10 protein-coding genes are annotated in these 13,293 nt (G+C 47.3%); all 10 read right to left on the reverse strand.

The genetic code is table 11. The features are described from left to right. Positions 1-137 precede the first annotated feature (137 nt). The 10 genes from xdh to FCL48_RS19490 all read right to left on the reverse strand — a co-directional run bounded on the left by xdh (position 138) and on the right by FCL48_RS19490 (position 13,238). The gene (gene xdh, locus FCL48_RS19445) at positions 138-2,705 is read right to left on the reverse strand and encodes a selenium-dependent xanthine dehydrogenase (RefSeq protein WP_136874744.1); all 2,568 of its coding nucleotides are present in this window, start codon (positions 2,703-2,705) and stop codon (positions 138-140) included. 80 nt (positions 2,706-2,785) lie between these two features. Beyond that, positions 2,786-3,166: a RidA family protein gene (locus FCL48_RS19450; protein WP_136874746.1), complete on the reverse strand. Its 381-nt coding sequence runs from the start codon at positions 3,164-3,166 to the stop codon at positions 2,786-2,788. A gap of 182 nt (positions 3,167-3,348) precedes the next feature. After that, positions 3,349-4,545 carry a knotted carbamoyltransferase YgeW gene (gene ygeW, locus FCL48_RS19455; protein ID WP_136874748.1) on the reverse strand — a complete coding sequence of 399 codons (1,197 nt, stop codon included), beginning with the start codon at positions 4,543-4,545 and terminating at the stop codon, positions 3,349-3,351. 74 nt (positions 4,546-4,619) lie between these two features. Beyond that, the gene (locus FCL48_RS19460; RefSeq protein WP_136874750.1) at positions 4,620-5,573 is read right to left on the reverse strand and encodes a carbamate kinase; all 954 of its coding nucleotides are present in this window, start codon (positions 5,571-5,573) and stop codon (positions 4,620-4,622) included. Positions 5,574-5,670: 97 nt separating this feature from the next. Continuing rightward, entirely contained in the window at positions 5,671-6,882 is a 1,212-nt protein-coding gene (locus FCL48_RS19465) for a YgeY family selenium metabolism-linked hydrolase (protein WP_136874752.1), read from the reverse strand. A 73-nt stretch (positions 6,883-6,955) separates the two neighbouring features. Beyond that, complete coding sequence (gene dpaL / locus FCL48_RS19470) at positions 6,956-8,185, reverse strand: diaminopropionate ammonia-lyase (RefSeq protein WP_136874754.1); 1,230 nt, start codon at positions 8,183-8,185, stop codon at positions 6,956-6,958. A gap of 579 nt (positions 8,186-8,764) precedes the next feature. Then, positions 8,765-9,244 (reverse strand): xanthine dehydrogenase subunit XdhC, encoded by a 480-nt coding sequence (gene xdhC, locus FCL48_RS19475; RefSeq protein WP_136874756.1) that lies wholly within the window; start codon positions 9,242-9,244, stop codon positions 8,765-8,767. 7 nt (positions 9,245-9,251) lie between these two features. Then, complete coding sequence (gene xdhB, locus FCL48_RS19480) at positions 9,252-10,136, reverse strand: xanthine dehydrogenase subunit XdhB (protein WP_136874758.1); 885 nt, start codon at positions 10,134-10,136, stop codon at positions 9,252-9,254. Between the two features lie 63 nt (positions 10,137-10,199). Continuing rightward, positions 10,200-12,488: a xanthine dehydrogenase subunit XdhA gene (xdhA, locus tag FCL48_RS19485; RefSeq protein WP_136874760.1), complete on the reverse strand. Its 2,289-nt coding sequence runs from the start codon at positions 12,486-12,488 to the stop codon at positions 10,200-10,202. Between the two features lie 105 nt (positions 12,489-12,593). Then, positions 12,594-13,238, reverse strand: a complete 645-nt coding sequence (locus FCL48_RS19490; protein ID WP_169309287.1) for a transcriptional regulator — start codon at positions 13,236-13,238, stop codon at positions 12,594-12,596. Positions 13,239-13,293: the final 55 nt, after the last annotated feature.

Below are 13,293 nucleotides of genomic sequence, written 5' to 3' on the forward strand. Positions count from 1 at the left end.
TGTTTCTCGTTTACTGTTTGATCTCTCTTTTACTCATAATAAACTCGTTAATAGCTTATTCAGAGCTTCAGATGGCTCAGTCCAAAAATTTGATGTTCAGGTAAGGTAGACTTCGGATCGGAATTTTTACGACGCCATCATTCTTCCTTTTTTTTCGTTGGTAAAAGAGGCAGCGAGCGACGTCTGACACCGTCATAACTATAGTAGCTGTTGGCTATTGCAGCGGGCGTCGGGATTGAGGCGATTTCCCCAACTCCTTTTGCCCCGAAAGGCCCCGAACTATCAGGGCATTCCACCCCTATTACTGTAATTTCCGGCATGTCTTTTGCCTTGGGAAGCCCAAGTTTGGCCATCCGGTCGGAGGTGAGCTTGCCGTCTTTTACTGGAAAATTTTCACTCAGCGCATAGCCCATTCCCATGACGACGCCGCCTTCGATCTGCCCTTCAAAAAGCGTCGGGTTGATGATCTTGCCTCCATCGTGGGCGGCATGGACGCTTTGCAGTTTGCCGTCCTCATCGAGGATAGCCAGGTGAACCGCATAGCCATAGGAAAAATGGCTGATTATATTACCTACAACCTCATGGCTGGTGGTCCAGTCTACCGTGTAGGTTGCGAAATATTCTTTACCTACAAGCTCAGCCAGGCTGTTATCTGCCAAATCATTTTTAAGTTTTTCAGCCGCGAGAATCGTTGAATTTCCTAAAAGAACGGTTCCTCGACTGGCGGTAGTCGCCCCTCCCCTTGCCCCCCCGCTGGTGGCCGATTTGACTTCAATTGCAACACTGTCATCCAGGCCGCACACCTCGCCGAGTACCTGCCTTGCAACCGTATCTATCCCTTGGCCCATCTCACTCCAGCCATGATAGAGTTCTATTTTATCGGGAGCGACAATTTTTAATTTTGTGTCGCTGATTTCCTCTATCCCGTTGCCGATTCCACAGTTCTTTATGGCACAGGCTAGTCCCGCATATTTTGCACCTTTGAATGCATCTTTGACTGATTCAAGGCATTCGCGCAGGCCTACACCATCTTTAAGAACATGGCCGGTAGTCGTCATACGTCCGACGTCCAGCGCATTATCATATCGGAACTGGTATTTATCAAAGCCGCCTTTGGTGCATAGCTCATCCACCATGGACTCCATGGCAAAATTGGATTGGCTGACTCCAAAACCTCGAAAGGCCCCGGCTACGGGATTATTGGTATAGTAGGCTTCTGAGATAACATCTACATTTGGAATATGGTAGGCAGCCCCTGCATGGGTGCCGGTTCTGCCGACAACTGCGGCGCCCATAGAGGCATAGGCTCCTGTATCCCCAATTATTCTGGCCTTGAGGCCGGTCAGCATACCTTTTTCATCACAGGCGAGTGTATAATTCATCTTCATCCTGTGCCGTTTTGGATGCATGCGCAGAGATTCAGGGCGAGAAAGTCTTACCCGAACCGGTCGCTGCAGTACCATTGCTGCAAGTGCTGCGTGGTGCTGGACTGTAAGATCTTCCTTGCCGCCAAAGGCTCCACCTGCAGACATCAGTACAATATCGACCTTCTCTTCCTCCAATGCCAGGATAGAGGCGATCTGACCACGATCTTTATAGAGAGCCTGACTTTGTGAGTAGACGATCAGCCCCCCTTTACCGTCGGGTAAACTAATAGACGCTTCAGTCTCCAAAAATCCATGTTCAATAAAAGGGGTTTCAAACTGCCCTTCAACCACATAGGCTGATTTACTGAAAACATCCTCTATCGCCTTGCCGCGACAGACAACAGTTTCTTTGAGAAGGTTTCCCCCTTCATGGATCAGAATTTTTGAATCCCTGGCTTCACTCATTTCGGTAAGTGGCTCAAGGACTTCATAATCTATCTTAATTTTTTCTACCGCAGCTCTGGCAATGGCTTCAGTTTCAGCAACAACACAGGCAAGGACATCTCCGATACACCTGGTGGTCTCACCTTCCAGCACCATCATCGGCCAGTCTTTGACGGAAAGACCCTGAAATCGTTCTCCTGGTATGTCAGCTCCGGTAAAGACCCGGATAACTCCTTCAATTTTCTCTACCGCAGCCACATCGATTTTTTTGACAACGGCGCGGGGGTGCTCACTGAAACAAAGAGCACCATGGCACATATTATCAACCTTCATATCGGCCACATATGGACCGATTCCAAGAGCTTTCTCATAGGCCTCTACTTTTGGGTAGGAGTAGCCTATCCCGGTACGACTTTCCCACTCAACCTCCGAGTTTTCACGCAGGGCTTTAGCCGCAAGAAGAATACCGTCGATAATCTTGGAATAACCGGTACAGCGGCAGATGTTGACATTGAGTGCCTTTATGACGTCAGCGCGGCTTGGATCGGGGTTGTTTTCAAGGAGAATTTTTGCCCGTGCAAGAAAGCCCGGGGTACAGAAGCCACACTGTACCGCACCTTTTAAAACAAAGGCACGAGCCAGGGTACGACGAACATTTTCTGGAAACCCTTCGATGGTGATAACAGCTTTACCCGCTACCCGCGTCATCTTCGTGGCACAGGCCAAAGTCGGCTTACCACCCATTTCCACCAGACAGGCTCCACATGCAGCCTGCCCCGAACATCCGTCTTTAGCGGAGGTTATTCCTTGCTCATTTCTTAAGAAGTTGAGCAGGGATAGATTTTCGTCACCGGAGTACGTTGTTTCTGTTCCGTTGAGTGTGAAAGTAATCATATTAACCTCCGATCATCTTTAAAATGTTATGGCGTAGCCTGATACCTGCGCCAGGCCTGCGCAGCATTCATTTCATTTTTTTATTGAGCAATTGCAATAGCTTCAACTTCGACCAGTACACCTTTTGGTAATTTATCTACGGCAACGCAGGATCTCGCTGGAGCTTTATCGGTGAAGTACTTCGCATACACTGCATTAAAGGCAGCGAAATCAGCCATGTTGTCGAGAAAACACGTGGTCTTGACCACGCTGTCAACAGATGCACCACCCGCCTTTAATACCGCCACGAGATTATCCATGACTCGTGTCGTCTGAACGGTGATATCACCATCCACTACCTCACCTGAAACCGGATCAAGTGGAATCTGACCGGATGTGAAAAGCATGTTGCCATGCTTAACTGCCTGACTGTATGGCCCAATCGCTGCTGGAGACTCTGTGGTATTAATTATCTCTTTCATTGTTATGTCGCTCCTTTACTACAAAATACAAAGATAAATTCGAAGTTCGCTGATGGCTCTGGAAAAAGTTTGATAGACGAGGCGTAGTATTTTTTGAAGCTTCGCGACTCTACACATAGTGTGTCGCGAAGCTTCAATAACCTTGCAACAAAGTAAATCAGACTTTTTTCGGGTCCATCAATTTATCGGATTCTGGCCTCACCTTTAGCTAGCATTGCATTCAATGTATCCGCAGGACATTTAGCCTTGGCCAGCATCATCATAGCTGCGATAATATAAGGCTTATAGCTCGCTTCCATATACATTGGTTTGCGGTATCTATCGAAAACACTGGCAGCTACCTCGCCTTCTGTGCAGCTTACACCACTGATGTCTGCTGGCAGACAATGCATATAAAGGGCTTCCCCCTCATGGGTCGTTGACATCAGTGACTCAGTGCATTCCCAGTTCTTATGCTCAGCATTTTGCTTAAGCAATTCTTTCTCCAGATCCTTAATACCTTCCTGATCGCCCGCACCATAAAGGTCGGTACGTTTTTCCATAGCTGAGAATGGGGCCCAGCTCTTAGGATAAACAATATGTGCGCCATCGAAAGCTTCTTCCATGGAGTTACTTTTGGTAAACGAACCACCACATTTTGCTGCGTTTTTAGTAGCAATCGCCTCGACTTCAGGCATAACCTCGTAACCTTCAGGATGAGCGAGAGAGACTTCCATTCCAAAGCGCGTCATGAGGCCGATTATACCCTGGGGTACTGAGAGCGGCTTGCCATAAGATGGGCTGTAGGCCCAGGTCATAGCGAGCTTCTTGCCTTTAAGATTTTCTACACCACCGAAATGGTTGATCAGGTGGAGCATATCTGCCATCGACTGGGTTGGGTGATCAATATCACACTGAAGGTTAACCAGAGTTGGACGCTGCTCAAGTATACCTTCCTGATAACCTTGTTGTACGGCTTCTGACACCTCACGCATGTAGGCGTTCCCTTTGCCAATGTACATATCATCGCGGATACCAATCACATCGGCCATAAAAGAAACCATGTTTGCGGTTTCGCGTACGGTCTCACCATGTGCTACCTGGGACTTTCCTTCATCGAGATCCTGCATCGTTAGTCCAAGTGCGTTACAGGCACTGGCGTAGCTAAAACGTGTTCTGGTGGACTGATCGCGGAACAGGGAAATACCTAACCCTGAGTCAAACATTTTGGTGGAAATGTTTCTCTGACGCATACCGCGAAGGATATCGGCGACCAGAAAGGTGGCCATAACTTCCTGGTCGCTTTTCTCCCAAGTAAGAAGAAAGTCGTTCATGTACATGTCTTTATAGTTGAGCTGGGCCAGTTTTTTTATAAGACCTTTGATTCTAGCGTTATCCATAGTGGTGTCTCCTGAAATATTTTTTCGGGTTAATTTTTTTTAAATCATTTTTTTTCTTTTAAAAAAGTGTCTCATCACCCAGGTACAATATGAGTACCCTTGCCGCTTCGCACTGCATCGTTGATAAATTCAGGTGCTGTGATAATGACTTCTTTGCCGCCATTTTTCAGAAATTCCAGGGCTGCCTCAATTTTGGGCAACATGGAACCAGGGGCAAAATGGTTTTCACCAATATATTTTTCAGCCTGACTTACCGTCATGGTACCAATAAGCTCTTGATTGGGCTTGCCATAATTCAAGGCAACCTGTTCAACCGCTGTCGATATAATGAGCAGATCGGCGCCCAGTTGACCCGCGAGTAAGCTCGAAACAAGATCCTTGTCAATTACGGCATCTACTCCATCAAGATCACGACCGTGTTTAACAACAGGAATTCCACCGCCACCTGCCGCAACGACGTGATAGCCCTGGCTGAGAAGCGATTCGATGACAGGTTTTTCAACAACCTCGATAGGTGCAGGAGAAGGTACGACGCGTCGATATCCTCTGCCTGCATCCTCCACCAGGCTCCAGCTGGGATATTCTTTTTTGATGGCATCAATCTGAGAAGCGTCAAAGAATTCTCCTACAGGCTTGGCGGGTGTCTTAAAGGCAGGATCATTTTCATCAACGACAACCTGAGTAACCACGGTAACACACTGGCCGGCAAGGTTTCTTGCTGCCAGTTCGTTGTTGGTCGCCTGTTGAATCTGGTAACCTATGGAGCCTTGGGTGTCTGCTACGGCATTGACCAGAGGTACAAGATGGAGGCCGGTGGCCCGACGGGCCACTTCAGATCTCCGCAGGATGAATCCTACCTGGGGTCCATTTCCATGGGAAATAATAACCTGGTAGCCCTGACCGATAAGATCGACCACATGGGTTACTGTCGCACGGATCGCATCATGCTGATCTTCAACCTTTTGAAGATCTTTACTTTTGATTAGCGAGTTTCCGCCAATAGCAACAAAAGCTAACTTTTTTTTCATAACACTGTACCTCTGCATGCATCGCTTAAAGCTTGTTGTCCTGCAGCGATGCTTTTCAGGTGTTTTTTGTTAAAGATTATGGTCGAGCAGAACTCGATTATCCTTTGTTGCCGACGTAGATGAGCGGCAGGGCAGCGTAAAAGGCTGCACACTCTACCAGGTCAGCTTTCCAGGTCTTCTCGTTTGGTGCATGGGCTTGAGCCTCTTTACCGGGGCCAAAACCTACGCAGGGAATACCGCACATTCCCATGATGGAGACTCCGTTGGTGGAAAACGTCCACTTATCAACACGGGGCTCCTTGCCAAAAAGAGATTTATAGGTGTCTACGGTTGCCTTGGTTACTTCATGGTCTTCTGGCAGTACCCACGATGGGAAATAGCACTCGGTGGGATAGACCAGTCCAGTGTAGGCAGGCCTGTCATAATTATACATGGAGACTTTAGCGCCAGCAGCTTTTACAGCGGGAAGGTCTTCAATCTGCTTGATGGCATAGGGGCCATCTTCACCGGCGGTAAGTCTTCTGTCAATTGAGATGGCACAACTATCAGCCACAGCACAACGACTGGGAGAGGTGAAAAATATTTCACTTACGGTAAGAGATCCTTTACCAAGAAAATCATCGGTGATCAGTCTCCCGTGAAGTTCTTCCAGTTCCCCTAGAATCTTACCCATCTTAAAAATGGCGTTGTCACCACGCTCAGGAGCGGAACCGTGGGCGCTGACTCCAGCGACGTCTACTCTGATTTCCATTCTGCCACGCTGTCCGCGATAGATACCACCATCGGTCGGCTCTGTAGACACAACAAATTCAGGTTTAAGACCAAATTCCTTGATGATGTACTGCCAGCACAAGCCGTCACAATCTTCTTCCTGGACTGAGCCGACCACGACCAGAGTGTATTCTCCTGTAAGGTCCAGATCTTTTATGATTTTACCTGCATACACCATGGAAGCCATACCACCTTCCTGGTCGCTGGTACCACGACCACCGATTGTCTCCTCGTCTTCATAACCTTCGTACGGGTCAAACGTCCAGTTAGCCATGTTGCCGACGCCGACGGTGTCGATGTGTGCATCCATTGCGATAACATGTTTTCCGCTGCCAATCGAACCCAGGACATTGCCCATAGGATCAATTTCGACCTTATCAAAGCCTACCTTTTTCATTTCCTCTGCGATCCTGGCAACAACTTTTTCTTCATCACAGCTTTCGCTGGGAATACGTACCATATCCCGCAGAAAAGCGGTCATCTGGGGCTTATACTTTTCTGCAAGTGCATTGATTTTATCGAAATCTAATTTGGACATTTTTATTCCTCCTGGAATTGAGATTTGAGCAAAAACTGACCGTTTACAGCTCGGTGGGTTTTTTTTGAATAGTTTATTTTTTAGGCGATATTGCTGGGTATTTCCCGTGCCATAGGATTTCTCGATAATTAACAGGATCAGTGGCTCCCTCAGTGTTAAATAACAATATCTTTGAGTTAGCTCCGATTTTGAGATTTTCCTTGATCTCGGCAAAATCATCATTGGTGGTTAAAAGCTCAAGTAGCCCGATACCAACAGAGCCAGACTCTCCGGCCTCTATAGCTTTGTCACCACAAATAGGGTTAGCGAGGATACGTATGCCATTGGCAGCTACATAATTATCACAACGTACATAGCAGCTAGGACGATCCCTTAAAATCGGCCAGCCAAAGGTGTTGACCTCCCCACAGGCAAGTCCTGCCATAATAGTTTCAAGGTCACCAGTCACTGCGTGGGGTTTACCGTCTCCGGCTGCAGCTGAGGCAAATACGCAGGCTGAATTATTCGGCTCCATAATGATAAAGAGAGGTGGGTTCTCACGGTATTTATTAGATATACAAGCGACTACGGCTGCTGCCAGGGCACCGACTCCCGCCTGCACAAACACATGGGTGGCTTCCACCTTTTTTTCTATCATCTGTTCCAGGGCTTCTTTGCACATGGTCATATAGCCCTGCATGATCCAGAGAGGGATCTCTTCGTAACCTTCCCAGGCGGTATCTTGAATCATATGCCAGCCGTGTTTGGTGGCCATATCGTTGGCCAAACGGACGGCATCATCATAGTTCAGGTCTGTTACCTCGACAGTGGCTCCGTGGCTCCGAATATTATCAATACGGGACGGAACTGTGCCTTTTGGCATATAGATTACGGCTTTTATTCCAAGTTGCTCGGCAGCCCAAGCGATGCCACGGCCGTGGTTACCGTCTGTGGCGGTCGTGAGAGTCATATCTTTGATACGTTCGCGAACTTCATCGCTTACCAGGTAATTGTAATCCGTGTCTTCCAGGCGTATCCCCAGTTCCTTGCAAATCAGTCTGGCAACCGCGTAGCTGCCCCCCAGGACTTTGAAAGCTCTAAGACCAAACCTGGTTGATTCGTCCTTTATAAATATCTCGTCGACACCCCAATACTGAGCGAGTTCTTTCAGTGCAACAAGTTCTGTAGGACGGTATCCTGGAAGCTGTTTATGAAATTCGAACACTCTGCCGGCAACTTCTTCGGTAAAATTTTTTGGGATGATCTTCGTTGTTGGGGTCTGGAAAAAGGCCTGGAAATTATAATATGGAATTTCTTTTATCATTGGGAGACCTCGTGATTGATACCTTGGAAAATAACGGAGGTATTTGGGGTTGCTGAAGCGGTATCGACTGGTTTCAGCGGAATGAATTCAGAGAAAAGGCTGGAATTTGAAGAAAAACAGGAAGTAGTAAAGAGATAGCCAGATAAACCACATGCTGAGCAGGTAAAAAAAATGACATCAGGCGTCAAATTTTGATTCCATATGATCATCTTAGTAATGCCTCCTCTACTAACAGTTAGTATGTGAGACACACTTTGCCATACAATTAATTGTGCGTCAACTAAAAATTTGTTACTTTGTTTAAAATAAATATTTCCGGAAATTCTGTGAGTAACAGTTTTCTCCAGACAAAGGACAAAGACCTGCTACGTACACTTTTTTGAAAAAGGTACCGGTGGAAACTCCACTGTATTCTCTTCTTTACCGGTAGGGGGTTCCTTAGGGAAATGGATGAGAGTGAAAATTACTTTTTGTACAAATCGATCGACGCCAAAGAACTTATTTCTATTAGGTAACTGCCGGAATCCGTGATAGAAGTGAACGGATTCTCGGCTTATTTTAAAACTTGCCTGGGCTTGCCTATTTACCTTTTTCGTATGGCTTCATGCACTGTTCCACCGCCCGGATAATGCTTTCATAACCGGTGCAACGACAGATATGTCCCGCATGTTCTTTACGAATCTGATCGCGGGTTACTTTTTCTCCTCTATGCTTTTCAACAAACTCAGTGGAGGACATCACAAGGCCAGGCGTACAGAAACCGCATTGGACACTACCATTATCAAGGTAGGCCTGCTGAACCTCTGAGAGTGTGCCACCTTTTGATTCCCCTTCAGAGGTGCGAATGTTGCATCCATCAGCCCAGATAGCAAGATAAAGACAGGAGTCTACAGCTATACCATCGAGCAATACTGCACACGCCCCGCATTCACCGACCCCACAACCCTCTTTAACGCTGGTAAAACCATTTGTTCTTAACACCTCGGAAAGGGACATGCGGACATCAATCTGCCAGCTCACAGGTTTAGAATTAACTGTACAGGAAATAGTTCTGATCATGATTTAGTTACTCCATTTCAGTATTTCTTATATTTCTTTTTATGGCTTCCCGAAGAACACGTTCTGCAAGAGTTTTGATAATCTGCTCACGAAAATCCTTGGCCGCACGCCAGGAGTCACGGGGCCTGAGGTCACCTAACACAGAATTCTTCACTATATCAATCAACTCTTCATCCGCTTGCATACCAATTGTTTTTTCTTCAGTCCGCCAGCACCTGAGCGGAGTGGGACCGGCCACAACAAATCCCAGGCGCAAACCCGCTATCTTGCCGTCTACAACCTTACAGGCAGCCCCACAGCCGATGGTGGCAATGTCCATAGCACCGCGCATGGCGTATTTATAATAATGAGCTGACCAACCCCTGTAATCATCTGCGGCAACGCGAAGACAGGTCATAATTTCGCCAGCCTTGCGATCAACCTGGCCCGGCCCCTGGTAAAAATCGTACAGCGGCAACCGTCGAATTCCATCAGGCCCTTTGAGTTCAACCGTGGCATTGAGCACCAGCAGTGGGGAGGCTGAATCTCCACTAGGAGCGCCATTACAGATATTGCCACCTACGGTAGCAACGTTTCGCACCTGTGGGCCGCCGATAGAAGAACCACCCTCATTGAGAACCGGTATATTCTCGCATACTACCGGGCTATGGGCCAGTCCGGTAAAGGTCATCCCGGAACCAATGACAATAGTCCCATCGCTCTCCATGGTCACTTTTTTCAATTCGGCCACATCATGGATATCCACCAGATGTCTGTAATTTTTATTGTGACCATGCAAACGTACCAGAACATCGGTACCGCCGGCCAGGGGGATTGCTTCAGGATTCTGAGATAGCAGCGCAATAGCTTCATCGACGCTTTTTGCTTTATGATAGCTGTTAAAATCAAACATTGTATTCACCTTTATATACGGGACAAATATTTTCGATGATAAAGCGTAACACCTGCCTTTGAGCTATATCAATCCAGCATTTTTGAAATATTTGAAAATTGTTTTCGGACTCATGGGCAACTCATTTATAGCGACGCCTGTGGCATCCAGAATCGCATTTCGAATAGCGGGGGCTGGTGAAATTATAGGTGGTTCCCCCAGTGACTTACTGCCATAGGGATGAGTCGGTTCATTGGGTTCAACAAAGGCTGCACCGAGATCGGGAATATCCATGATGGTTGGAACCTTGTAGTCGAGCAGGTTGTTGTTGTAGATTTTTCCGGAATCGGGATCAACCATCAGTTCTTCAAAAAGAGCCGCACCAATCCCCATGGCCATACCGCCGTGTACCTGGCCTTCTGCCATCAGTGGATTGATGATGATCCCGCTGTCGTGGATGTTATATATTTCGTTGATCTTGACTCTGCATAGTGGAATGTCAACGGACAGGTCAACAAAGGTACAGCCAAAGACATGCGGGTTATTGCGGGCCTTATAGGTGGCTTCTGCGGTTATCTGACCGCCGCGCTCTTTATTGTAGTAGGCGTCGATTGCCACATCTTGAACACTCATAACCACTATTTCCGGGCTCTCGGAAATAACTATGTTATCCCCTGATATGGTTATAAGCGTAGCCTCCAGACCGCTTATGATACTTGCATGGTGGAGAATTTTTGCTTTCAACTGTTCGGCAGTGCGCATTACAGCCTGGCCTGTCACATAGGTCTGACGGGAAGCGTAGGAACCGGTGTCAAAAGGAGTGACATCTGTGTCCTGACAAGAAACAACGTGTATCTTGCTAAAAGAAAAGCCAAGACTTTCTGCGGCCATCTGGGCAAAGGCGGTGTCTGATCCCTGGCCGATTTCCGTTGCTCCAACCTGCAGATGAGCAGAACCGTCCTGATTGAGAATCAGACGGGCACTTGCCGGTTCTACACAGACAGGATAGGTACCGGAGCCATAGCTGAAAATGGCCACCCCAAGCCCGTTTCTCACCTCACCGGTCTGTTCTTTGGGCCATAGAGCACGTTTTTTATCCCAACCAATCAGGTCCTTGCCCTTCTTGATGCTGTCAAGAAGACCACAGGTCATAATAGGCTTTTTCGTGATCTGACTTTTATCGCCGGCCCTTGCACCGTTTCTCAGACGGAACTCAGCCGAATCCATGCCAAGAGTCCTTGCCGCCTCTTCCATTGCGCACTCGATGGCAAAGGTCATCTGAGGGGAACCGTAGGCTCGCATGGCGCCTGCGGCAGGGATATTGCTGTAAATTGTCTTGGCTGTACAGCTATAGACGGCTCTGGGATACATGTAGTGCGTTTTTGCAGCCCCGGCCGAGACGATGGAATGGCCGTGGGAGGCGTAGGCGCCGGTATTGGAAAGTGCATCAAAGTGTATCAGTTTGACTGTACCTTCCTGATCCAGACCAATTTGCACCTTGACGTCAAAGGGATGTCTAACCCTGGTACCAACCATGCCCTCCTCGCGGTCCAGTTTAAGTCGTACCGGAATACCGTCGAGTTTTTTCGTCAAAAAAGCTACCATCGGCTCCAGAATCACATCCTGTTTATTGCCAAACCCACCACCAATGGTGGGTTTTATTACTCGAATGAGGCCAGTATCGATTTCAAGGGCCTCAGCCACGATACGTCTTGCGATGTGGGGAATCTGAGTGGAAGAGACAATAACGATTCGTTCTAAATCGTCCATATAGGCATAGGCGGTATGGTTTTCCAGATGACAATGCTGCACTATCTGTGTTTTATACTGCCCTTCAAGCAGCTGATCACACTCTTTTCTTACAGCATCCAGATCTCCACCGGCCACAAAAGAGTGGGCCTTTACAACGTTACCTGTACCTTTGTGAATTTCTACGGCATCTTTTGCCAGCGCATCTTTCGCCTCAACCAAGGGCTGATAGGGTTCGTATTCGACATCAATAAGCGAGAGTGCCTTTGTTGCGATAAGGTCACTTACCGCAACCACGATAGCGATTTCATCACCCATATACCGTACATGGTCGGTGAGCAGATACCGGTCGGTGATATCCATATGATGTGGATCAAGAGAATACGGATGACCCGCTGTGGCATAGATCCTTTTTGGAACATCTTCAAAGGTAAAAACACCATCAACACCCGGTAGAGCCTTGGCCTGGCTGGTATCTATGGAACTAACCCGCCCATGGGCAATGGTTGAACGTAAATATTTGGCCACCCGCATCCCCGGCATGGTGAAATCATCTGTATACCGAGCTTTGCCTGTTACCTTGGCAACCCCGTCTACCCTTTGAACTGATGTGCCTACAACCATTGCTCTTCCTCCAAAAATAAAATGGATTGGTGCCCTACTCTTAAATTCCTGCCACTACAGACAGGATTTGGGTAACTCTACATACTTAGTTTTTTCCACAGCATCTTAAGCGCGAATCTGTTTAAGGTAATTGTAAACGGTGTATCTTGAAGCCCCTAAAACTCTTGCCATATAGTCGACGGAACCTTTGATCATAAAGACACCGTCCTTATCCAGCTTCTCCAGAATTGCTATTTTATCTGCTTTGTCCATCATCGCTGGTATCTTACCGAATTCAGCAACGGCAAAATCAATCGCCGACTCCATGCTCTCGGCAAAGGTGCTCTGATCGCCATTTGTTTTTTTACGGCCACCGCCATTGGAGCCTTTCGTTGGGGTAAAGGTGAAATCGCTAAAGGCATTAGCGAGAAAGGCAAAGTCGGTGACGTTGAAGTTTATGCAGAAGCATCCTATGAGCTTTCCCTCATCGTCTCGCACCATGTGAGTGGAACATTTGAGAATCTTCCCGTCTTCGGTGGTGCTTTTGTAACCAAATTTATCCGGAGCATCATCACCGAACTCTTTAATGAGTCTATAGAGCATATCAGGAACAGAAGAATTGAGAGAACGGTTGGTTACATCCCCCTCTACGTGAACTAATGTTCTCTTTAGATCTTTGAAATCATGAATGGCAACTTCACATCTCTCCCCAAATACGGAGGTGATCCCTTTGGCAACATTTTTTAGAAAATCAAGTTTATTTTTATCCATATCTTTCCCTATCATCAACAAAAATGCGTGTCAACCAATTTATTGTATAGGTAAT

The sequence above is a fragment of the Desulforhopalus sp. IMCC35007 genome (assembly GCF_005116575.1).
GTDB lineage: Bacteria > Desulfobacterota > Desulfobulbia > Desulfobulbales > Desulfocapsaceae > Desulforhopalus_A.

Bases quoted from the DNA above. Each gene is read 5' to 3' on its own strand.
- FCL48_RS19450 (WP_136874746.1), bottom strand. From the start codon at position 3,166: ATGAAAGAGATAATTAATACCACAGAGTCTCCAGCAGCGATTGGGCCA.
- FCL48_RS19490 (WP_169309287.1), bottom strand. From the start codon at position 13,238: ATGGATAAAAATAAACTTGATTTTCTAAAAAATGTTGCCAAAGGGATC.
- xdh (WP_136874744.1), bottom strand. From the start codon at position 2,705: ATGATTACTTTCACACTCAACGGAACAGAAACAACGTACTCCGGTGAC.
- xdhC (WP_136874756.1), bottom strand. From the start codon at position 9,244: ATGATCAGAACTATTTCCTGTACAGTTAATTCTAAACCTGTGAGCTGG.
- xdhB (WP_136874758.1), bottom strand. From the start codon at position 10,136: ATGTTTGATTTTAACAGCTATCATAAAGCAAAAAGCGTCGATGAAGCT.
- ygeW (WP_136874748.1), bottom strand. From the start codon at position 4,545: ATGGATAACGCTAGAATCAAAGGTCTTATAAAAAAACTGGCCCAGCTC.
- dpaL (WP_136874754.1), bottom strand. From the start codon at position 8,185: ATGATAAAAGAAATTCCATATTATAATTTCCAGGCCTTTTTCCAGACC.
- FCL48_RS19465 (WP_136874752.1), bottom strand. From the start codon at position 6,882: ATGTCCAAATTAGATTTCGATAAAATCAATGCACTTGCAGAAAAGTAT.
- FCL48_RS19460 (WP_136874750.1), bottom strand. From the start codon at position 5,573: ATGAAAAAAAAGTTAGCTTTTGTTGCTATTGGCGGAAACTCGCTAATC.
- xdhA (WP_136874760.1), bottom strand. From the start codon at position 12,488: ATGGTTGTAGGCACATCAGTTCAAAGGGTAGACGGGGTTGCCAAGGTA.